The sequence below is a fragment of the Micromonospora sp. SL4-19 genome (assembly GCF_047921475.1).
In the GTDB taxonomy this organism is placed as follows: domain Bacteria; phylum Actinomycetota; class Actinomycetes; order Mycobacteriales; family Micromonosporaceae; genus Micromonospora.
The window spans coordinates 511,507-532,263 of record NZ_JBLROB010000001.1 but is presented as its reverse complement, the minus strand read 5'-3'; the positions used below and the strand labels follow the sequence as shown (position 1 = coordinate 532,263).

The window sequence follows — 20,757 nt, the reverse complement described above, 5'->3', positions numbered from 1 at the left end:
ATAGCACCGCACGGAGGCGCCGTCATCGACGCGGTGCTCCGGGCAGTCGAGCATGACACATGAGCCCCAGCGAGCCCCTCGCCCAGCACCGCAAGACGACAAGCCGCCGCAGCGAAGCATCAGGAGTTTCCCCGTGTCCGAGGTAAAGATCAGCGCCGAGCCCCGTACCGAGTTCGGCAAGGGTGGTGCCCGTCGTACCCGCCGGGCCGGCAAGGTGCCCGCCGTGCTGTACGGCCACGGCGAGAAGCCCAAGCACATCGCGCTTCCGGCGCGGGAGTTCGCCGCCGCGATCCGTAAGGGCGGTGCGAACCAGCTCTTCGCGATCGAGGTCAGCGACGGCACCCAGGTGCTGGCGCTGCCGAAGGCGATCCAGCGTGACCCGATCAAGGACACCTTCGAGCACGTCGACCTGCTGCTGGTCCGCCGTGGCGAGAAGGTCACCGTCGAGGTCCCGGTCGAGCTGACCGGTGAGGCCGCGAAGGACACCCTGATCGTGCACGACCACGACACCCTCTCGGTGACCGCCGACGCCACCAAGGTGCCGGACCACCTGGAGGCCTCGATCGAGGGTGCCGAGCCGGGCGTCCAGGTCACCGCCGCCGACGTCGAGCTGCCGGCCGGTGTCGAGCTGGCCGCGGACCCGGAGCTGCCGGTCGCCACGGTGACCGCCGCCCCGACCGCCGAGCAGCTCGAGGCCACCCTCCCCGAGGTCGAGGTGGCCGAGGAGGAGATCGAGGCCGGGGTGGGCGAGGAGACCGAGTCCTCCGAGGGCGCCGAGGCCGGCGTTCCGGCCGCCGCTGGCGGCGAGGAGAGCGCCGAGGCGAAGACCGAGGCCTGATCGGTCCGCAGGCTGTGCGACAGGCGTCCCCGGGTTTCCGGGGGCGCCTGTCGGCGTGTTGGGGGCGATCGCTTGGTGGCCGGAGTTGACGGAAGGGGCGTGGCGTGACGGACGAGGCGGGGCCGTGGCTGGTGGTCGGCCTGGGCAACCCCGGCCGGGAGTACGCGGGTAACCGGCACAACGTCGGCTTCCTGGTGGCCGACCTGCTGGCCGGTCGCGTCGGGGCCCGGTTCGGGCGGCACCGGCGCGCGGTGGCGGAGGTCGCCGAGGGGCGGCTCGGGTTCGGCGGTCCGAAGCTGGTGCTGGTGAAGCCGTTGACGTACATGAACCTCTCCGGCGGACCGGTGGCCGGGCTGGCCCAGTTCCACAAGATTCCGCCGGATCGGGTGATCGCGGTGCACGACGAGCTGGACATCCCGTACGGGCAGCTGCGGGTGAAGTGCGGCGGCGGCGAGGGCGGCCACAACGGCCTGCGCTCGATGTCCAAGTCGCTGGGCACGAAGGACTACGTGCGGGTGCGGTTCGGCATCGGCCGGCCGCCGGGCCGGCAGGATCCGGCGGACTACGTGTTGTCCGACTTCTCCTCGGTGGAGCGCAAGGAGTTGGAGTTCCTGGTGGACCGGGCGGCGGACGTGGCGGAGTCGGTGGTCACCCGTGGGGTGGAGCCGACGCAGAACCTCTACCACGGCGGGTGAGTTTCGGGTGGGGCATGCCGGTTCCGCCTGGTCCGGCCGGTAGTCTGCGCCTTTCTGACGTGGCGGGTGCCGGTGACGGCGGGCGACGGGAGCGGAACCATGGGCAGTCCTCCGATGATCGATGGCGCGTTCGCCCGGTGGTTGGCGGCGCGGGCGGGTCAGGCGCTGATGAACCTGCGTGCGGAGATGGGCTTCGCGGATCCGGGGGCGTTGAAGTCGGCCGGGGACAAGGTCTCGCACGACCTGATCCGTACCGAGCTGGCGAAGTGGCGGCCGGCCGATGCGGTGCTGTCGGAGGAGGACGAGGGCTCCCGGTTGGCCTGGACGGCCGAGGTGAGTTCCGATGCGGTGTCCCGGCTGACCGCCGACCGGGTGTGGATCATCGACCCGCTGGACGGCACCCGGGAGTTCTCCGAGGACGGCCGGTCGGACTGGGCGGTGCACGTGGCGCTCTGGGCGCGGAACGCGCCGACGCCGCACGGCCTGGTCGCGGGTGCGGTGGGGCTGCCGGCGCAGCACCGGGTGCTGGGCACCGACTACCCGCCGGCGTATCCCCCGATGACGTTGGAGGCGGCGACGTCGGGCGGCACGCGGATCATCCGGTTGGCGGCGAGTCGTAGTCGTCCGCCCGTTTTCCTGACCGATCTGGCGGAGGACGTCGGCGCTCATCTGGTGCCGATGGGCTCCGCGGGCGCGAAGATCGCCGCTGTGGTCACCGGTGAGGTTGACGCGTACATCCACGCCGGCGGTCAGTACGAGTGGGACTCGGCCGCTCCGATCGCTGTGGCGACGGCCACCGGGCTGCACGCTTCCCGGATCGACGGTTCTGCGCTGAAATACAACGAGGCTGACCCCCGCCTGCCTGACCTGCTGGTGTGCCGCAAGGATCTCGCCAGCCGGTTGCTTGCAGCGTTGCAGCGGCATTCCGGGTAGCCTGAGCGTTCTTCTTCAGAAGTCCGACCGGAAAGGTCTGGAATCCCCGATGAGCGGATCCGAGCGAATCGAGTTCGTGTCATGACGTCCCCCGCCGCGTACCAGGTCTCCCACCTCGACGCGCTGGAGGCGGAGAGCATCTTCGTGATGCGCGAGGTCGTCGCCGAGATGGAGCGTCCCGTGCTGCTCTTCTCCGGCGGCAAGGACTCGATCGTGATGCTCCGGTTGGCCCAGAAGGCCTTCGCTCCGGCCAACATCCCCTTCCCGGTGATGCACGTCGACACCGGGCACAACTTCCCCGAGGTGCTGGAATACCGGGACCAGCGGGTCGCCGAGCTGAACCTGCAGCTCATCGTGGCCAGCGTGCCGGAGGCCCTGGCCAAGGGGCTGGTCCGCGAGTCGGCGGACGGGATGCGCAACCGGATCCAGACGCCGGTGCTGCTCGACGCGGTGGAGAAGCACCGCTTCGACGCGCTCTTCGGCGGTGCCCGGCGGGACGAGGAGAAGGCCCGGGCCAAGGAGCGGGTGTTCAGCTTCCGCGACGAGTTCGGCCAGTGGGACCCGAAGAACCAGCGCCCGGAGCTGTGGGCGCTCTACAACGGCCGGCACCACCCGGGCGAGTCGATCCGGGTCTTCCCGCTGTCCAACTGGACCGAGCTGGACGTCTGGCACTACATCGCCCGGGAGCGGATCCCGCTGCCGTCGATCTACTACGCGCACGAGCGCGAGGTGATCGAGCGGGACGGCATGCTGTACGCGGTCAACGAGTTCTTCCGGGCGCGCGCCGGTGAGCAGCCGGTCAAGGCTCAGGTGCGGTACCGGACCGTGGGCGACGCCTCCTGCACCGCGGCGGTCCGCTCGGAGGCCGACACCGTGGAGAAGGTGATCGAGGAGGTGGCCGCCACCCGGATCACCGAGCGCGGCGCGACCCGCGGCGACGACCGGGTCAGCGAGGCCGCGATGGAGGACCGTAAGCGGGAGGGCTACTTCTGATGAGCGCTGAGACGTTGGCACCGGACGCGACCGATGCCCGGGCCGCCGCCGGGCCGGAGGCCCGGCCGATGGACCTGCTGCGGTTCGCCACCGCCGGCAGCGTCGACGACGGCAAGTCGACCCTGATCGGCCGGCTGCTGTACGACACGAAGTCGCTCTTCACCGACCAGCTCGCCGCCGTCGAGGCGGTCAGCGCGGCCCGGGGTGACGAGTACACCAACCTGGCGCTGCTCACCGACGGCCTGCGGGCCGAGCGGGAGCAGGGCATCACCATCGACGTGGCCTACCGCTACTTCGCCACGCCGCGGCGGAAGTTCATCATCGCCGACACCCCGGGGCACATCCAGTACACCCGGAACATGGTCACCGGCGCCTCCACCGCCGACCTGGCGCTGATCCTGGTGGACGCCCGCAAGGGCCTGGTGGAGCAGTCCCGCCGGCACGCGTTCCTCTGCTCGCTGCTGCGGGTGCCGCACCTGGTCCTCTGTGTGAACAAGATGGACCTGGTCGACTGGTCGCAGGAGGTGTTCGAGCGGATCGCCGACGAGTTCACCGCGTTCGCCGCGAAGCTCGACGTGCCGGACCTGACCGTGGTGCCGATCTCCGCGCTCAAGGGCGACAACATCGTCGTCCGCTCGGAGCACATGCCCTGGTACGAGGGCCCGTCGCTGCTGCACCACCTGGAGCGGGTGCACATCGCCTCCGACCGCAACCTGGTCGACGTACGCTTCCCGGTGCAGTACGTGATCCGGCCGCAGTCCACCACCGTCACCGACTACCGCGGCTACGCGGGTCAGGTGGCCTCCGGGGTGCTCAAGCCCGGCGACGAGGTGATGGTGCTGCCGTCGGGCTTCACCAGCCGGGTCGCCTCGGTGGAGACGGCCGACGGCCCGGTGGACGAGGCGTTCCCGCCGATGTCGGTGACGGTCCGGCTGACCGACGAGATCGACATCTCGCGCGGCGACATGATCTGCCGGCCGAACAACGCCCCGGCGGTCGCCCAGGACATCGAGGCGATGGTCTGCTGGATGGACGAGACCCGCCCGCTGCAGGTCGGCGGCAAGTACGCCATCAAGCACACCACCCGTTCGGCACGGGCGATCGTGCGTGGGTTGCACTACCGGCTGGACATCAACTCGCTGCACCGGGACGAGGCGCCCGGCGAGCTGAAGCTCAACGAGATCGGTCGGGTCCGGCTGCGGACCACGATCCCGCTGCTCGCCGACGAGTACCGCCGCAACCGCACCACCGGCGGCTTCGTCATCATCGACGAGGCCACCAACCGTACGGTGGGCGCCGGCATGATCGTCGAGGCCGGCTGACGGTTTCTCAGAGCGCAGATTCACGGAAAGGGTGGCCATCCGAGCGCGGGTGGCCACCCTTTCCGTGAACGAGGGCGGGTGGCGGGTCAGTCCACGCGGTGTGCGCCGCCGGCCGGGAGGACGGTGCGGGTGCCGGGGGCGGTGAAGCGGCGCTCGGCGTACGCGGCGGCCACGGCGGCCGCCACGGTGTCGGCGGCGGACGCCTCGACCAGGGCGAGCACGCAGCCGCCGAAGCCGCCGCCGGTCATCCGCGCGCCGTACGCCCCGGCGGCCAGAGCCGCCTCGACCGCGGTGTCGATCTCCGCCACGGTGATCTCGAAGTCGTCGCGCATCGAGGCGTGCGAGGCGGTCAGCAGCGGGCCGACGTCGCGTACCCGGCCGGCACGGAGCAGCGCGACGCTGTCGAGCACCCGCTGGTTCTCGGTGACCACGTGCCGGACCCGCCGCCGGGTCTCGTCGTCGTCGAGGCGGGCGAGCGCGGCGTCGAGGCCGTCGGCCGGGACGTCCCGCAGCGCCGGTATGCCGAGCTGCGACGCGGCCCGCTCGCAGGACCTGCGGCGGGAGGCGTACTCGCCGTCGATGTGCCGGTGCGGGGCCCGGCTGTCGATCACCAGCATGGCCAGCCCGGCGGCGGACAGGTCGAACGGGATGTGCTCGACCTGCTCGGTGCGGCAGTCGAGGAAGAGGGCGTGCCCCGGGCGGGCGCGGATCACCGCGGACTGGTCCATGATCCCGGTGGGCGCGCCGACGTAGCCGTTCTCGGCGCGTTGGGCGAGCCGGGGCCACCGGTCGGCGGGCAGGTCCAGCCCGCTCAGGTCGACCAGGGCGGTGAGCACCGCCGCCTCGATGGCCGCCGACGAGGAGAGCCCGGAGCCGACCGGCACGTCGGAGGCGACGGAGAGTCGGGCTCCGGCGACGGCGTGCCCGGCGGCGCGCAGCGCCCAGACCACCCCGGCCACGTAGGCGGCCCAGCCGGTGACCCGACCGGGCTCGTCGGCGTCGGCCGGACCGAACTCGACCGGGTCGTCGGAGAGCTCCGAGCAGACCGTCCAGCGTTCGTCGTCCCGCGGCGCGGCGGCGACCACCGTACGCAGTGGCAGCGCGAAGGGGAGCACGAAGCCGTCGTTGTAGTCGGTGTGCTCGCCGATCAGGTTGACCCGACCGGGAGCCGCCCAGCGGCCCGCCGGCTCTGCGGCGTACCGCTGGCGGAAGCGGGCGCCGGCGCGGGCGGCGACGTCGCCCGGCGGCGCGGTGGAGGTCGTGGCGGCGGCGGTGGTCACCGCGGCCCCAGCAGGTGCGCCCGGTAGAAGGCCCAGGCGTCGCCGACCATGTGGTGCAGGGTGGGCTTCGCCGGCACCCAGCCCAGCTCCTCGCGGGCCAGCCCGGAGGAGGCGACCAGTTCGGCCGGGTCGCCTTCGCGGCGCGGGGCCACCTCGACCGGGATGGCGTGGCCGGTGACCTCGCGGACCACCTCGATCACCTGTCGGTTGGTGAAGCCGTTGCCGTTGCCCAGGTTGTAGATCCGGTGCCGGCCGGGGACCGCGGCGGTGAGCGCCAGCAGGTGGGCGCGGGCCAGGTCCTCGACGTGGATGTAGTCGCGGACGCAGGTGCCGTCGACGGTGGGGTAGTCGTCGCCGAAGAGCTGGAGCTTGTCGCGTCGGCCGGCGGCCACGTCGAGGGCGAGCGGGATGAGGTGGGTCTCCGGGTCGTGCCGTTCACCGATGGCCCGCCCCTCGTGCAGGTACGCCCCGGCGACGTTGAAGTAGCGCAGCGAGACGGCGGCCAGGTCGTGCGCGATCGCCTCGGAGGTGAGCGCCATGTCGACGGCCAGCTTGGTCGCCCCGTACGTGTTGGTGGGTGCCTTGGCGGCGGTCTCCGGGATGGGCACCTCGGTGGGGTTGCCGTAGACGGCGGCGGTGGAGGAGAAGATCAGCCGGGGCACCCGGGCGGCGCGGACCGCGTCGATCAGGGCGAGCGAGCCGACGGTGTTGTTCTGCCAGTAGAGCTCCGGCTTGACCATCGACTCGCCGGCGGCGATCAGCGCGGCGAAGTGCAGCACGCCGTCGAAGCCGGCGTCCGGGGTGAGCACCCGGGCGGCCGCGTGCACCGGCAGGTCGACGTGGGTCGCCTCGGGGGTGAGTGCCTCCCGGTGGCCGGTGCGCAGGTCGTCCAGGACGGTCACGTCGTGGCCGTGGTCCAGCAGCATCCGGGTCACCACGCTGCCGATGTAGCCGGCGCCGCCGGTGACGAGCAGTTTCACGTCGGTTTTCCTCCTGCCTGGCCGCGTCCTGAGGCGGCCGTCCGCGATCACCCTACGGCCGCCGGCTGTGTCAGCGCTGCCCATGACCGTTCGCCATCCCATCATGATCCGTCACGATTGAACAGATCCGAACATCGGCCCGGATGCCCGGTGACTGCTGTCTACGATCCTTTGCATGCGGGAGGCAGGCGGCCGCGGGCGCCGGCGACGACGGCCGGGGCGACCGCGGCGCGAGCCGGGCCCCCTCGCGCGGACCGTGGCCCGGCTCGTGGTCCGCGCCGCCGACGGCGCCACCCGCCTGGTCACCGATCTGCTCGGGGCCAGCCCGGCGGCCGGCCGGGAGCGGATCAGCGAAGCCGAGCTGCGCGACCTCGTTGCCGCCAACACGGTGCTCGACCCGGACGAGCGGCGGATCATCGACGAGGTGCTGATGGCCGGGGCGCGCCTGGTCCGCGAGGTGATGGTGCCGCGTACCGAGGTGGTCTTCCTCTCCGCCGCGCTCACGGTCGCCGAGGCGGAGCGGCTCGTCCGGGCCGAGACGCACACCCGCTACCCGGTGGTCGACGGCACCCACGACGACGTGGCCGGCTTCGTCCACCTGCGGGACGTGCTGGTCCGCCCCGAACCCGACCGCTGCGCCACGGTCGGTGAGCTGACCCGCGAGGTGAAGCGGCTGCCCGGCAGCAAGCGCGTGCTGGCCGCGCTCACCGAGATGCGCCGGGAGGGGCACCACCTTGCCGTGGTGGTCGACGAGTACGGCGGCACCGCCGGCATCGTCACCTGCGAGGACCTGGTCGAGGAGCTGGTCGGTGAGATCCACGACGAGTACGACGCCCCGCCCGACCCGACCCACGCCGGCCTGCCCGCCGTCGTCGACGGTCGGCTCAACCTGGCCGACTTCGCCGAACGCACCGGGGTGCCGCTGCCCACCGGGCCGTACGAGACGGTCGGCGGCTTCGTGATGGCCGCCCTGGGCCGGCTGCCGGTCACCGGTGACGAGGTGCCCGTCGCTCCCGCTGAGGGCGGCCCGGGCGGATCCGACCCGGACGACCCGCCGGACGGCTGGCTGCTCCGGGTGCTCGCGCTCGACGGGCGGCGGGTGTCCCGGTTGGCGGTCGCCACCGCGCGCCTGCCCGAGCAACGGCGCGAGGTCACGGCCCGGGTCACGCCCGCGGAAAGTCGACCCGCCGGCCCGTCATGACGTGCCCCGGGCGTTGCTGACAGAATTGCCGGCATGTCCGACGTACCCGCCCGCCCCCGCGTCTTCTCCGGCATCCAGCCGACGGCTGACTCGTTCCACCTCGGCAACTACCTGGGTGCGGTGCGGCACTGGGTGGCCCTGCAGGAGAGCCACGACGCCTTCTACTGCGTGGTCGACCTGCACGCGATCACCGCCGGCCACGACCCGAAGGTGCTCAAGCAGCGCTCCCGCGTCGCCGCCGCGCAGCTGCTCGCCGTCGGCATCGACCCGGAGCACAGCACCCTCTTCGTCCAGTCCCAGGTGGCCGAGCACTCCCAGCTGGCCTGGGTGCTCGGCTGCATCACCGGCTTCGGCGAGGCCAGCCGGATGACCCAGTTCAAGGACAAGGCGCAGAAGCAGGGCAGCGAGCGGGCCAGCGTCGGCCTCTTCACCTACCCGGTCCTCATGGCCGCCGACATCCTGCTCTACCAGGCCAACGCGGTGCCGGTCGGCGAGGACCAGCGCCAGCACCTGGAGCTCTCCCGCGATCTGGCTCAGCGGTTCAACACGCTGTTCGGGCCGACCTTCACGGTGCCCGCGCCGCACATCGTCAAGGACACCGCGAAGATCACCGACCTGCAGGACCCGACGGCCAAGATGTCGAAGTCGTCCTCCTCGCCGGCCGGCATCATCGACCTGCTGGACGACCCGGCCCGCTCGGCCAAGAAGATCCGTTCCGCGGTCACCGACACCGGCCGCGAGATCGTCTTCGACGCGGTGGGCAAGCCTGGCATCGCCAACCTGCTGAGCATCTACTCCGCGCTGTCCGGCCGCGGCATCGACGACCTGGTCGCCGCCTACGACGGCAAGGGCTACGGCGACCTCAAGAAGGACCTCGCCGAGGTGGTCCGGGAGGCCCTCACCCCGATCCAGGAGCGCACCCGCGGCTACCTGGACGACCCGGCCCAGCTCGACAAGCTGCTCGCGCAGGGCGCGGAGAAGGCCCGGGTGGTCGCCGCGGCGACGCTGCGCACCACGTACGACCGGATCGGCTTCTTCCCGCCGGTCCGGTTCGAGTAGCCGCCCCCGGGCGCGACGGGAACGGGTGGACGCAGTCGGTGGCCGGAGGGGTGGCGCGGAGCGTGGATCGCAGGGACGGGGTGCCGGACGCCGGCGACACCATCGAGATCGGGATCGCGGTGGACATCCCCGAGCCGTGGGGCGGGATGCTCACCCGCCGCCGGATCGAGGCCGGTGACCCGCAGGCCGTCCCGGCTCACGTCACCCTGCTCGGGCCCACCGAGATCCCGGTGCGCGCGCTGCCCGCCGTCGAGGAGCACCTGGCCCGGGTGGCCACCGCGCACCTGCCGTTCACCCTGCACCTGCGGGGCACCGGCACCTTCCGTCCGGTCACCCAGGTGGTCTTCGTGGCGGTGGCGGCCGGGATCAGCGAGTGCGAGGTGCTCGCCGCCGCGATCAACTCAGCTCCCGAGCTGCACCGGGAGGCCCGCTTCCCGTACCACCCGCACGTCACGGTGGCCCAGGACGTCCCGTCCGAGGTGCTGGACAAGGCGTACGAGGATCTGGCCGACTTCTCGGCGTTGTTCGAGGTGGAGTCGTTCACGCTCTTCTCGCACTCGGGGCAGACCCGGTGGCAGCCACGCCGCGACTTCCGGCTGGGCGGTTGAGCAGAGCGCCCGGCCGGCCTGCCTGCCTGCGTCCCGACGGGGGATCGGCGAGGATGACGTGGTGAACGTGTTCGGCCGGATCGAGGCCACCCTCGGCCGCCGGATCGACGCGGCGCGGGACCGGTCGCCGGTCTTCGACCACCTGTGGCGGGCCGGGACGCTCTACACCAACGTGCTCGCCGGCCGGCTCGCCGCCGCGATCGCCTACTACGGCTTCTTCGCGGTCTTCGCGCTCGCCCTGGTCGCATACTGGATCTTCGGCGCGGTCCTCGAGGAGAACGACGAGGTCGGCAGGGCGGCGGCCAGGTTCCTCCGGGAGAACCTGCCCTTCATCGATCCGAAGCAGATCGCCCAGAGCAGCAACACCGTCGGGGCGATCGGCCTGGTCATCCTGGTCTTCACCGGGATCGGCTGGGTGGAGGCGATCCGCTCCTCGCAGCGGCTGTTGTACGGCCTCAACCAGCAACCCGGCAACCTGGTGGTGCGCCGGCTGGTCGACCTCGGGGTGCTGGTCGCGGTCTTCGTGCTGCTCGGCATCTCGGTGGCCGCCGTCGACGCGCTGGAGTCGGGGCTGCGCTTCCTGCTGCGCAGCACCGGGTCGGTCGGCCTGACCACGGTCAGCGCGGTCCTCAGCGTCGTGGTCAACGCGGTGCTGGCCGCGGCGTTGCTGGTGGCGGTGCCCCGCCTGCGGATGAGCCGCCGCCGGCTGCGCCCGGTGGTGCTCGTGGTCGCGATCGGCATCACCCTGCTCAACACGGTCGGGCGCTACTACGTGGTCCGCACCGAGCGAAACCCGGCTTACACCGTGGTCGCCACCGCGGTGGGGCTGCTGCTCTATCTCTATCTGCTCAACCAGCTGGTGCTGTTCGGGGCCGCGCTGGCCGCCACCAGCCGGTACGGCCGGGTGGTGGATCTGGCCGAGGGCCGCGCGGCCCGGGAGGTGGACGTGGAGGCCGACGAGGTGCCCGAGCCGGGTACGCCGGGAGGGGCGGGATGACGACGCGGATCCAGATCGACCAGAGCTCGGCGGTGCCCCCGTACGAGCAGGTGCGCGGGCAGCTCGCCCGGATGATCGGCGACGGGCGGCTGCCGGTCGGCACCCGACTGCCCGCGGTCCGGCAGCTCGCCACCGACCTGGGTCTGGCGGCGAACACCGTGGCCAGGGCGTACCGGGAGCTGGAGGGGGACGGCCTGGTGGAGACCCGCGGCCGGCACGGCACCGTGGTGGCGCCGGGGCGCGACGACGCCACCGACCGGCTGCACCGCGCCGCGACCGAGTACGCCGCCGAGGCGGCCCGCCTGGGCGTTCCGCCCGACCGCGCCCTCGCCCTCGTCCGCGCCGCCCTCTCCACCACCCACCCCCGCTGACCGCGCTGCAGCCTGGCGCGGGGGATGAGCGGAAGGGCAGGCATTTGGGGTGAATAGCGCGCACGTCCACGGTGGGAACGACCATGATGAGCGCGTGGGCGCACTCGTGACACTGGACCTGCCGGACGACTCGCCGATGCTCGGCCTGCCGTGGATCATCACCTTCGGCCCGCTCGGCGACGCCGAGGAGTGGGAGCCGGTGGTCTGCGGCCCGTACGAGCGGCCGCACGCGCTCGCCCTGGCCGAGGCGGTGGTCGCCGAGGAGCAGTTGATGGCGGTGGTCGAACCGCTGCTGCCGGCGCTGACACCCGAGGAGATCCGCGGCGAGATCGCCGCCGCGCAGATCGCCGCCGAGGACGAGGCGGCCCAGATCGACCAGGCGGACCTCTACGGCGACTTCGAGGACGTCATCGACGAGGAGCTGGAGCTCGCCGCCGAGCAGGAGCCGACGGCCGAGCCGCCGACCGCGCCGAGCCGGGAGGAGGTGCGGGCCGGCTTCGCCCGGATCGCCGAACTGCTCACGGGCAAGGGCGCCTGACCGTGCTGGATGGCGTCCCAGATGGACGCCGGCACCCCGGAGAGCGGGCTCCCCGAGGCGCCGGCGCCACCTCACCCCCCACCACAAGGGGTCGGTAGCCCAGCCGCCCGCCGGCGCGGAGCACAACGGACGACCAGGTCAATGGCGGGTTACCCGGCTCAGCGCCGTTCGAACCACGCAGCCGCGTCCACCGGCAGGGCGTGCCCGTCGCCCTGCTCGGTGAGGTCGGCGCTGGCGACGATCGGCCGGCCGTGGCCGGCGACCGTGACCTCGGCGCCGCTGAGATTGACCACACAGGTCAGCTCGGCGTCCCCGGCGGTGCGGCGGAAGGCCAGCACTCCGGGCTCGGTCTCCAGCCAGGTGATGCCGTCGGTGCCGGCCAGCGCCGGATGCTCGCGCCGGAGCCGCAGGGTGGAACGGTAGAGCTCCAGCGTCGAGCCGGGCACGCCGGCCTGGGCGGCCACCGACAGCGCGCGCCAGGTCGCCGGGGCCGGCAGCCAGCTCAGTTCGCTGCCCTCCGGGCCGAAGCCGTACGGGGCCAGCTCGCCGCTCCACGGGATCGGCACCCGGCAGCCGTCCCGGCTCTCGCCGGTACGCAGGAACGCCGGGTCCTGGCGCAGCTCGTCGGGAAGGTCCAGCACCTCGGGCAGGCCCAGTTCCTCGCCCTGGTAGACGTATGCGCAGCCGGGCAGGGAGAACATCAGCAGGGCGGCGGCCCGGGCTCGCCGCAGGCCGACCTCACCGTCGCCGTAGCGGGTGACGTGGCGCTGCCGGTCGTGGTTGGAGAGGACCCAGGTGGTCGGGGCACCGACGATGGTCGACTCGGCGAGCGCGGTGTCGATCACCTTGCGGAAGGAGTCGGCCGACCAGGTGGCGTCGAGGAAGTCGAAGCTGAACGCCTGGTGCAGCTCGTCCGGGCCGATGTAGCGGGCCAGCCGCTGCGGGGTCTCCGCCCAGGCCTCGGCCACCGCCATCCGGCCGCCGGTGTAGCTGTCCAGGATCGGCCGCCAGGCGCGGTAGATGTCGTGCACCTCGTCCTGGTCGAAGTACGGCAGGCTGCCCTTGCCCAACAGCTCGGACTGGCGTTGGCCGGTGGTCATCGAGTTGAAGCCGACGTCCGGCAGCCCTTCGGCCTTGATCATCCCGTGCGCCACGTCGATTCGGAAGCCGTCCACGCCCCGGTCGAGCCAGAACCGCAGGATGTCCTCGAACTCGCTGCGCACCTCGGGGTGGCGCCAGTTCAGGTCGGGCTGGGCCGGGTCGAACAGGTGCAGGTACCACTGGCCGTCGACGACCCGGGTCCAGGCGGGGCCGCCGAAGATGCTCTCCCAGTCGTTCGGCGGCAGCTCGCCCTGCTCGCCCTTGCCGTCGGCGAACAGGTAACGCTCGCGCTCGGGCGAGCCGGGGCCGGCGGCGAGCGCCGCCTGGAACCAGGCGTGCCGGCTGGACGTGTGGTTCGGGACCAGGTCCACGATGATGCGCAGGCCCAGGGCGTGCGCGTCGGTGATCATCGCGTCGAAGTCGGCGAGGTTTCCGAAGAGCGGGTCCACGTCCCGGTGGTCGGACACGTCGTAGCCGGCGTCGATCTGCGGCGAGGTGTAGAACGGCGTCAGCCAGAGCGCGCCCACGCCGAGGTCGCGCAGGTATGGCAGGCGCTCCCGGATGCCCCGGAGGTCACCGACCCCGTCCCCGTTCGCGTCGGCGAAGCTGCGGACGTAGACCTGGTAGACGACCGCGGATCGCCACCAGTCGTCGGAGGCGAGCGGTGTGGGGTTGGTGGCGGCGGTCATCGGTGACGATCCCCGTTCTCTGGCGCGGGACGGCGGCGCGCCGCGCGGTGATGGGTTCTGAGCAGAATGCCGCTGGACGCTGCAAGAGTCAAGCAATCCTTGCGCAAGAAATGATGGCGATCACGCGGATCGGAGTCGCACCACGCCGGGATTGTCCCACTGGTCGGGACGCGCCTGTCCATCTTGCTCACCCGCCGGATCGCGCGGGCCCGCGCCCGCACTCAGGCCGGAACGGCGAGCGACGAGGGGCGCTGCCGCTTCGGTCCGCTCCCCGGGGTGGGGCCGGCCCGACGGGCGACCGCGGTGGAGCCGCGGACCACCAGCTCCGGTCGGAACAGGTACTCGGAGTGCGGCGCCGGGTGCCCGTTGATCTCGTCGACCAGTGCCCGGACCGCGGCCACCGCCATGGCGGCGACCGGCTGGCGCATGGTGGTCAGCGGCGGGTCGGTGAAGGCCATCAGCGGGGAGTCGTCGTATCCGACCACGGAGACGTCGTCGGGGACGGCGAGGTCGCGCTGGCGGGCGGCCCGGATCGCGCCGAGCGCCATCAGGTCGGAACCGCAGACGATGCCGGTGACGCCGCGCTCGATCAGCCGGCCGGCGGCGGCCTCACCGCCCTCGACGCCGAACAGGGAGAGCTCGGCCAACTCGCCGACCTCCGCCTCGGTGGCGCCGACCAGCCGGGTCATGGCGGTCCGGAAGCCGGCCACCCGGCGCTGCACCGGCACGAAGCGGTCCGGGCCGGTGATCAGGCCGATCCGTTGGTGGCCGAGGGCCACCAGGTGGGCGATGGCCAGCTCGGTGGCCTCACCGTCGTCGCAGGAGACGAAGGGCGCGGCGATGCCGGGCGCGTACCCGTTGATCATCACGATCGGCAGCGGGCGGCTGATCAGCGCGCGGTACCGGTCGTGGTTGGCCGCGGTGTCGGCGTGCAGGCCGGAGACGAAGACGATCCCGGAGACCTGCCGGTCCAGCAGCATCTCGACGTACTCGTCCTCGGTGACCCCACCGGGGGTCTGGGTGCAGAGCACGGGGGTGAAGCCGCTCTGCGCCAGCGTCGACTCGATGACCTGGGCGAAGGCCGGGAAGATCGGGTTGTCCAGCTCCGGCACGACCAGGCCGACGAGCCCGGCGCTGCGCTTGCGCAGCCGAGCGGGGCGCTCGTATCCGAGCACATCGAGGGCGGTCAGGACGGCCTGGCGGGTCTCGGGGGCCACTCCGGGGCGGTCGTTGAGCACCCGCGACACCGTGGCCTCGCTGACTTCGGCCTGTTGGGCGATGTCGGACAGTCGAGCGCGCATGGCGGCACTTTAGCTCACCGGCAAGTTCTTGCGTACACTGCTGCAAGCCCTTCCATTCTCTGCAACGTCTTGCTAACGTCCCGGCAACACGCGAGAGCAGCGGCGCAACATCCGCGCCGGTCAGCAAGAACTTACAGAGGTTTCCACTGGCGGGCCGCCCTTCCCCCGGCGGGCCCGTCATGACGACAGGAGTACCGATGCGCATCCGTACCGCGGGTGTGGTCGCTGTCCTCGGCCTGGCGCTCGCCGCCTCCGGCTGCGGTGGCAGTGGCAGCGACAAGCCGGCCGCCAAGGAGTCCGCCACCAAGGCGGCGACCGGCGGCAAGCTGGTCATCTGGGCCGACGACAAGCGGGCCGCGGCCCTCAAGCCCTTCGGCGAGGCGTTCGGCAAGGAGAACGGCGTCACCGTCGAGGTCAACGCCGTCTCCAAGGACCTGCAGACCAACTTCGTCACCGCCTCGCAGCAGGGCAGCGGCCCGGACGTCGTGGTCGGCGCGCACGACTGGATCGGCAACATGGTCCAGAACGGAGCGATCGACCCGGTGCAGTTGACCGCCGAGCAGAAGAGCGGGTTCAACGAGACCGCGATCAAGGCGGTCACCTTCAACGGCCAGCTCTACGGCGTCCCCTACGCCACGGAGAACATCGCGCTGATCCGCAACACCGAGCTGGCCCCCGAGGCGCCGAAGACGATCGAGGACCTGGTCGCCACCGGCAAGAAGCTCAAGGCCGAGAAGAAGGCCAGCGAGATCCTCTGCCTGCAGTCCGGCCAGAACGGCGACGCGTACCACATCTACCCGCTGTACACCTCCGGCGGCGGCTACCTGTTCGGCACCGCGGCCAACGGCGACTACGACCCGAAGGACCTGGGCGTGGGCAAGCCCGAGTCGATCGCGGCCTTCCAGAAGATCGCGAAGCTCGGCGAGAAGGGCGACGGCGCGCTGAAGCGCTCCATCACCGCCGAGAACTCCATCGCCACCTTCACCGGCAAGAAGTGCGCCTTCCTCGTCTCCGGCCCGTGGGCCATCGCCGACGCCAAGAAGGCCAACATCAAGTACGACATCTCCCCGGTCCCCGGCTTCGCCGGTGGCCAGGAGGCCCAGCCGTTCGTGGGCGTCCAGGCGTTCTACGTCGCCGCCAAGGGCAAGAACAAGGCCCTGGCCCAGGAGTTCGTCACCAACTACGTGACCAAGCCCGAGCTGGCCACCGCGCTGTACCAGGCCGAGCCGCGCCCGCCGGCGCTGACCGCCGCCTTCGACCAGGTCAAGGGCACCGACCCGGACCTGGCCAAGTTCCAGGAGGCCGGTAAGAACGGCCAGGTGCTCCCGGCGATCCCGGCCATGGCCGCGATCTGGGACCCGTTCGGCAAGGCCGAGGCCGCCATCATCGGTGGCGCCGACCCGGCCACGACGATCACCGCCGCCGGCAAGACCATCGCCGGTCAGATCAAGTAATGAGCACGTCGCCGTCCGGCCCGGGATCTGCCACGCAGGCCCCGGGCCGGGGGCCCGTTCCCAGCGGGCTCCCGCGCACCTCCCGTACGGCGCGGAACCACGCGCCGATCACCGCGACCGGCCTGCTCGTCAAGGTGGTCCTGCTCGGCCTGGTGGCCGGGATCGCGATCTGGGCGGCGTTCCCGCTCGTCGAGGCCGAGCACTGGATCGGGTTGGCCATCCTGGTCGCCACCACCGCCGGCCTGTTCTACCTCTACCTCACCCGCCGGCACATCCCGGCCAAGTACCTGGTCCCCGGCACGCTCTTCCTGATCGCCTTCCAGGTCTTCCCGGTGCTCTACACCGCGAGCACCGCGTTCACGAACTTCGGCGACGGCCACCGTGGCAGCAAGGACGACGCGATCGTCGCCATCCAGAGCTCCTCGGTGAAGCAGGTCCCCGGCTCCACCGAGTACTCCCTCTCCATCGCCACCAAGGGCGACCCGGCCACCGACCCGCTGGTCTTCCTGCTCGGTGACCCGAAGACCCGCGAGGTCTCCGTCGGTGACGCGGGCGGGTTGCGCAGGCTCGACGCCAGCCAGGTCACCGTCAGTCCGACCGGCAAGGTCACCGCCGCCGACGGCTACACCGTGCTCAACTTCGGGCAGGCCAGCGTCCGGAGCGAGGAGATCACCGACCTCGTGGTGCCGACCTCCGGTGGCGCGATCCGCTCCAACGGCCTGTCCCGCGCCTACGAGGGCCAGGCTGTCCGGGCGTACGACGCGGGTTGCGACTGCGTCAAGGACAGCGAGACCGGCAAGACCTGGACCGCCGACACGGCGACCGGCTCCTTCGTCGCCGCCGACGGCGAGCGGCTCGCCCAGGGCTGGAAGGTCAACGTCGGGCTGAAGAACTTCAGCCGGGTGCTGACCGACCCGAACATGTCCGGCCCGTTCTTCGGCACGCTGCTCTGGAACTTCGCCTTCGCGATCGGCTCGACCGGTCTCACCTTCCTGCTCGGCATGGGCATCGCGCTCGCCCTGCACTCGCCCCGGATGCGCGGCACCAACCTCTACCGGGTGCTGCTGATCCTGCCGTACGCCATGCCGTCGTTCGCGATGCTGCTGGTCTGGCGGGACATGTTCAACACCGACTTCGGCCTGGTCAACAACCTGTTCGGCCTCGGCGTCGACTGGCTCGGCGGGCCCTGGAGCGCCCGCGCCGCGGTGCTGCTGGTGCAGCTCTGGCTGGGCTACCCGTACATGTTCCTGGTGACCACCGGCGCGCTCCAGGCGATCCCGCGGGAGCTGACCGAGGCCACCTCGGTCGACGGCGCGTCGCCGTGGCAGTCGTTCAAGTCGGTCACCCTGCCGCTGCTGCTGGTCGCGCTCTCCCCGCTGCTGATCGCGTCGTTCGCGTACAACTTCAACAACATCAACGCGATCTGGTTCACCACGGAGGGCGGGCCGTTCCCGGCGGACAACCCGACCAACGGCGCCACCGACCTGCTCATCACCTACACCTACCGGCTGGCCTTCGGCGCCCAGGGCGCCGAGTACGGCACAGCCGCCGCTGTTTCGATCTTCATCTTCGCGATCGTGGCCACGGTGTCGGCGATCAGCTTCCGGCGCACCCGCAAGCAGGAGGAGGTGTACTCGTGACGACGCTCGCGGACGCCCCGGTGGCCGACCGCACGGCCACCGGCCGGCGGCGCAACCGCTGGTTCGTCCAGGTGGGCTGGCGGCACCTGGTCGGGGTGCTGGCGGTGGCGTTCAGCCTGTTCCCGATCCTGTTCGTGCTCTCGGCGGCGCTCAACCCGCTCGGCACGCTCTCCTCGACCGAGCTGTTGCCGACCGGGGTGTCGTTCGAGAACTTCACCAACCTGTTCGACAGGTTCGCGTTCGCCCACTGGTTCCTCAACTCGCTGCTGATCGCCGGCACGGCCGCCTTCGTGTCGCTCTTCCTGTCGGCGCTCGCGGCGTACGCGTTCTCCCGGATGCGGTTCGCCGGCCGGCGGTTCGGGCTGCTCGCCCTGCTGCTGATCCAGATGTTCCCGCAGTTCCTGGCCATCGTGGCGATCTTCCTGATCTTCACCACGGTCACCGACCTGTGGCCGGCGATCGGCTTCAACACCCCGTGGGGCCTGTTCCTGCTCTACATGGGTGGCGCGTTGGGCGTGAACACCTGGCTGATGAAGGGTTTCTTCGACACCCTGCCCAAGGAACTGGACGAGTCGGCCACCATGGACGGTGCCTCGCACGCCCAGGTCTTCTTCCGGATCATCCTGCCGCTGGCGGCGCCGATCCTGGCGGTGACCGCGCTGCTCGCCTTCATCGGCACGATCAACGAGTTCATGATCGCCAACGTGTTCCTCACCAACACCGAGTCGAAGACCCTCGCGGTCGGCATGTTCGGCATGGTGGCGGGCGAGCGGAACAACAACTTCGGGATGTTCGCGGCGGCCACCCTGCTCACCGCGATCCCCACGGTGCTGGTGTTCCAACTGCTCCAGCGCTACATCGTCTCCGGGCTCACCGCCGGAGCGGTCAAGGGATGAGCATGCTGCAGCCGCACCACGACGGATCCGCCACCTACGTACCCGAGCAGGAGCCCGCGCTCGGGCAGACCGTCCCGGTCTTCGTCCGGGTGCCGGCCGGCGCGGACGTACGCCAGGTGCACGTCCGCACCACCGGCGACGGCGAGCCGCGCTTCGCCGAGGCCGTGGTCGACCGCACCGAGGGTGGCGACGTCTGGTGGCGGGCCGACGTCGAGGTCCGTAACCCGGTCAGCAACTACCGCTTCATGCTCGACGGGCGCGCGGGCTACCGCTGGCTCAACGCCGCCGGCCTGGTCGACCACGACGTGCCCGACAACGGCGACTTCAAGCTGGTCGGCTACGCCCCGCCGCCGGCCTGGGCCCGGGACGCGGTGATCTACCAGATCTTCCCGGACCGGTTCGCCCGCTCCGCCGCCGCCGACGGCCGGGCCGCGCCGGACTGGGCGGTCCCGTGCGACTGGGACACCCCGGTGATCGGGCGCGGTCCGCAGACGCCGTACCAGTTCTACGGTGGCGATCTGGACGGCGTCACCGAGCACCTGGACCACCTGGAGCGGCTCGGCGTCAACACCGTCTACCTCACCCCGATCTTCCCGGCCCGCTCCAACCACCGGTACGACGCGTCCAGCTTCGACACCGTCGACCCGCTGCTCGGCGGGGACGCCGCGCTCGCCCGGCTGGCCGACGCGGTGCACGCCCGGGGCTGGCGGCTGCTCGGCGACATCACCAGCAACCACACCGGCGACGCCCACCACTGGTTCACCGCCGCCGCCTCCGACGCCACCGCTCCGGAGCGGGAGCTCTACTACTTCGACGAGACGCCGCGCTGCGACCTGGAGCCGTCGTACGAGTCCTGGAACGGGGTCAAGTCGCTGCCGAAGCTGAACTGGGGCAGCACCGAACTGCGCCGCCGCTTCGCCACCGCCGAGGACTCCCTGCTGCGCCGCTGGCTGCGCCCGCCGTACGCGCTCGACGGCTGGCGGGTGGACGTGGCGAACATGACCGGCCGGCGGGGCGCGGACGCGTACACCCACGAGGTGGCCCGCCTGCTGCGCCGGGTGGTGGCCGAAACCCGGGCGGACGGCCTGGTGCTGGCCGAGCACGGCCACGACCACACCGGCGACCTGGACCGGGACGGCTGGCACGGCACCATGAACTACGTCGGCTTCACCGATCCGGTCTGGTCCTGGCTGCGCCAGGGCGACGAGCCGGTGCCGAACTTCCTCGGCACCCCGGGCGGGGCCCGCCGGCGGGATGCGGGTGCGGTGCTAGCCACCATGAACACCTACCGGTCGCTGATCTCCTGGCGGTCGTACGTGCACTCGTGGCAGCTGCTCGGGTCGCACGACTCGGCCCGGATCCGGACCGTGGTCGGCGACGCCGCCCGGCAGGAGGTGGCCGCCGGCCTGCTCGCCACCATGCCGGGCGCCCCGGTGGTCTTCGCCGGCGACGAGCTGGGGCTGACCGGCACGAACGGCGAGGGCTCGCGTACCCCGATGCCGTGGCACCGGCCGGAGAGCTGGGACCGGCGCACGTTCGCGGCGTACCGGTCGCTGTTGGCACTGCGCCGCGACGAGCCGGCGCTGCGGCACGGCGGCCTGCGCTGGGTGCACGCGGACGCGGACACCCTGGTCTTCCTGCGTGAGGCACCGACCGGCACGGTGCTGGTGCTGGCCCGCCGCGCGGCCGGCACCCCGGTCCGGCTGGCCGGCCTGCCGGCCGGGGAGAACGCGTACGGCGGCGCGCCCGCCCTGCGCCCCGATGCCGACGGCGCGGTGACGCTGCCCGCCGACGGCCCCACCTTCCAGGTCTGGCGCCTCGCCTGACAGGTGAGCAGGGCCCCGGTCAACGGACCCGGTGG

General features: G+C 71.8%; 19 protein-coding genes. 15 read left to right on the top strand and 4 right to left on the bottom strand.

The window, feature by feature from the left end; all coding sequences use genetic code 11:
- Positions 1-133: 133 nt before the first annotated feature.
- The 5 genes from ACNAVT_RS02355 to ACNAVT_RS02335 all read left to right on the top strand — a co-directional run bounded on the left by ACNAVT_RS02355 (position 134) and on the right by ACNAVT_RS02335 (position 4,781).
- Positions 134-838 (top strand): 50S ribosomal protein L25/general stress protein Ctc, encoded by a 705-nt coding sequence (locus ACNAVT_RS02355; protein ID WP_416292342.1) that lies wholly within the window; start codon positions 134-136, stop codon positions 836-838.
- A gap of 104 nt (positions 839-942) precedes the next feature.
- Entirely contained in the window at positions 943-1,533 is a 591-nt protein-coding gene (gene pth / locus ACNAVT_RS02350; protein ID WP_416292340.1) for an aminoacyl-tRNA hydrolase, read from the top strand.
- A 99-nt stretch (positions 1,534-1,632) separates the two neighbouring features.
- Positions 1,633-2,466, top strand: a complete 834-nt coding sequence (locus ACNAVT_RS02345; RefSeq protein WP_416292339.1) for a 3'(2'),5'-bisphosphate nucleotidase CysQ — start codon at positions 1,633-1,635, stop codon at positions 2,464-2,466.
- A gap of 81 nt (positions 2,467-2,547) precedes the next feature.
- Positions 2,548-3,459: a sulfate adenylyltransferase subunit CysD gene (cysD, locus tag ACNAVT_RS02340; protein WP_416292338.1), complete on the top strand. Its 912-nt coding sequence runs from the start codon at positions 2,548-2,550 to the stop codon at positions 3,457-3,459.
- The gene (locus tag ACNAVT_RS02335; protein ID WP_416292336.1) at positions 3,459-4,781 is read left to right on the top strand and encodes a sulfate adenylyltransferase subunit 1; all 1,323 of its coding nucleotides are present in this window, start codon (positions 3,459-3,461) and stop codon (positions 4,779-4,781) included. The genes cysD and ACNAVT_RS02335 overlap by 1 nt, the downstream gene beginning before the upstream one ends.
- An 86-nt stretch (positions 4,782-4,867) precedes the next feature.
- Here ACNAVT_RS02335 and galK read toward each other — a convergent pair whose 3' ends face one another.
- Complete coding sequence (galK, locus tag ACNAVT_RS02330; protein ID WP_416292334.1) at positions 4,868-6,061, bottom strand: galactokinase; 1,194 nt, start codon at positions 6,059-6,061, stop codon at positions 4,868-4,870.
- Positions 6,058-7,041, bottom strand: a complete 984-nt coding sequence (gene galE, locus ACNAVT_RS02325; protein WP_416292332.1) for a UDP-glucose 4-epimerase GalE — start codon at positions 7,039-7,041, stop codon at positions 6,058-6,060. The genes galK and galE overlap by 4 nt, the downstream gene beginning before the upstream one ends.
- 175 nt (positions 7,042-7,216) lie before the next feature.
- Between galE and ACNAVT_RS02320 the strand changes: the two genes are divergently transcribed.
- From ACNAVT_RS02320 to ACNAVT_RS02295, 6 genes are all read left to right on the top strand, one after another.
- The gene (locus ACNAVT_RS02320; RefSeq protein ID WP_416292330.1) at positions 7,217-8,242 is read left to right on the top strand and encodes a hemolysin family protein; all 1,026 of its coding nucleotides are present in this window, start codon (positions 7,217-7,219) and stop codon (positions 8,240-8,242) included.
- Positions 8,243-8,275: 33 nt separating this feature from the next.
- Positions 8,276-9,301 carry a tryptophan--tRNA ligase gene (trpS, locus tag ACNAVT_RS02315; RefSeq protein WP_416292328.1) on the top strand — a complete coding sequence of 342 codons (1,026 nt, stop codon included), beginning with the start codon at positions 8,276-8,278 and terminating at the stop codon, positions 9,299-9,301.
- Positions 9,302-9,363: 62 nt separating this feature from the next.
- Positions 9,364-9,909: a 2'-5' RNA ligase family protein gene (locus ACNAVT_RS02310; protein WP_416292326.1), complete on the top strand. Its 546-nt coding sequence runs from the start codon at positions 9,364-9,366 to the stop codon at positions 9,907-9,909.
- A 61-nt stretch (positions 9,910-9,970) separates the two neighbouring features.
- Positions 9,971-10,906, top strand: coding sequence for a YihY/virulence factor BrkB family protein (locus ACNAVT_RS02305; protein ID WP_416292324.1), 936 nt, complete (start codon positions 9,971-9,973; stop codon positions 10,904-10,906).
- Positions 10,903-11,277, top strand: a complete 375-nt coding sequence (locus tag ACNAVT_RS02300; protein ID WP_416292323.1) for a GntR family transcriptional regulator — start codon at positions 10,903-10,905, stop codon at positions 11,275-11,277. Before ACNAVT_RS02305 ends, ACNAVT_RS02300 begins: the two co-directional genes overlap by 4 nt.
- A 94-nt stretch (positions 11,278-11,371) precedes the next feature.
- Positions 11,372-11,815, top strand: a complete 444-nt coding sequence (locus tag ACNAVT_RS02295) for a hypothetical protein (RefSeq protein WP_416292322.1) — start codon at positions 11,372-11,374, stop codon at positions 11,813-11,815.
- 158 nt (positions 11,816-11,973) lie between these two features.
- Here the strand turns inward: ACNAVT_RS02295 and ACNAVT_RS02290 are convergent, their stop codons facing one another.
- Positions 11,974-13,605, bottom strand: a complete 1,632-nt coding sequence (locus ACNAVT_RS02290; RefSeq protein WP_416292320.1) for a glycoside hydrolase family 13 protein — start codon at positions 13,603-13,605, stop codon at positions 11,974-11,976.
- A 221-nt stretch (positions 13,606-13,826) separates the two neighbouring features.
- The gene (locus tag ACNAVT_RS02285; protein ID WP_416292318.1) at positions 13,827-14,906 is read right to left on the bottom strand and encodes a LacI family DNA-binding transcriptional regulator; all 1,080 of its coding nucleotides are present in this window, start codon (positions 14,904-14,906) and stop codon (positions 13,827-13,829) included.
- A gap of 197 nt (positions 14,907-15,103) precedes the next feature.
- Here ACNAVT_RS02285 and ACNAVT_RS02280 point away from each other — a divergent pair, with 197 nt between their 5' ends.
- Genes ACNAVT_RS02280 through ACNAVT_RS02265 form a run of 4 tightly spaced genes read left to right on the top strand, consistent with a single transcriptional unit; the run spans position 15,104 to position 20,722 of the window.
- Positions 15,104-16,360, top strand: a complete 1,257-nt coding sequence (locus tag ACNAVT_RS02280; RefSeq protein WP_416292317.1) for a sugar ABC transporter substrate-binding protein — start codon at positions 15,104-15,106, stop codon at positions 16,358-16,360.
- Positions 16,360-18,000, top strand: coding sequence for an ABC transporter permease subunit (locus ACNAVT_RS02275; protein WP_416292315.1), 1,641 nt, complete (start codon positions 16,360-16,362; stop codon positions 17,998-18,000). The genes ACNAVT_RS02280 and ACNAVT_RS02275 overlap by 1 nt, the downstream gene beginning before the upstream one ends.
- On the top strand, positions 17,997-18,896 hold the full coding sequence (locus tag ACNAVT_RS02270) for a sugar ABC transporter permease (protein ID WP_416292313.1): 900 nt from the start codon (positions 17,997-17,999) through the stop codon (positions 18,894-18,896). Before ACNAVT_RS02275 ends, ACNAVT_RS02270 begins: the two co-directional genes overlap by 4 nt.
- Positions 18,893-20,722: a glycoside hydrolase family 13 protein gene (locus tag ACNAVT_RS02265; protein ID WP_416292311.1), complete on the top strand. Its 1,830-nt coding sequence runs from the start codon at positions 18,893-18,895 to the stop codon at positions 20,720-20,722. Before ACNAVT_RS02270 ends, ACNAVT_RS02265 begins: the two co-directional genes overlap by 4 nt.
- Positions 20,723-20,757 lie beyond the last annotated feature (35 nt).

Excerpts from the sequence above, each read along its gene's own strand:
- ACNAVT_RS02345 (WP_416292339.1), top strand. The coding sequence starts at position 1,633 with ATGGGCAGTCCTCCGATGATCGATGGCGCGTTCGCCCGGTGGTTGGCG.
- cysD (WP_416292338.1), top strand. The coding sequence starts at position 2,548 with ATGACGTCCCCCGCCGCGTACCAGGTCTCCCACCTCGACGCGCTGGAG.
- ACNAVT_RS02335 (WP_416292336.1), top strand. The coding sequence starts at position 3,459 with ATGAGCGCTGAGACGTTGGCACCGGACGCGACCGATGCCCGGGCCGCC.
- ACNAVT_RS02320 (WP_416292330.1), top strand. The coding sequence starts at position 7,217 with ATGCGGGAGGCAGGCGGCCGCGGGCGCCGGCGACGACGGCCGGGGCGA.
- trpS (WP_416292328.1), top strand. The coding sequence starts at position 8,276 with ATGTCCGACGTACCCGCCCGCCCCCGCGTCTTCTCCGGCATCCAGCCG.
- ACNAVT_RS02300 (WP_416292323.1), top strand. The coding sequence starts at position 10,903 with ATGACGACGCGGATCCAGATCGACCAGAGCTCGGCGGTGCCCCCGTAC.
- ACNAVT_RS02290 (WP_416292320.1), bottom strand. The coding sequence starts at position 13,605 with ATGACCGCCGCCACCAACCCCACACCGCTCGCCTCCGACGACTGGTGG.
- ACNAVT_RS02285 (WP_416292318.1), bottom strand. The coding sequence starts at position 14,906 with ATGCGCGCTCGACTGTCCGACATCGCCCAACAGGCCGAAGTCAGCGAG.
- ACNAVT_RS02280 (WP_416292317.1), top strand. The coding sequence starts at position 15,104 with ATGCGCATCCGTACCGCGGGTGTGGTCGCTGTCCTCGGCCTGGCGCTC.
- ACNAVT_RS02275 (WP_416292315.1), top strand. The coding sequence starts at position 16,360 with ATGAGCACGTCGCCGTCCGGCCCGGGATCTGCCACGCAGGCCCCGGGC.
- ACNAVT_RS02265 (WP_416292311.1), top strand. The coding sequence starts at position 18,893 with ATGAGCATGCTGCAGCCGCACCACGACGGATCCGCCACCTACGTACCC.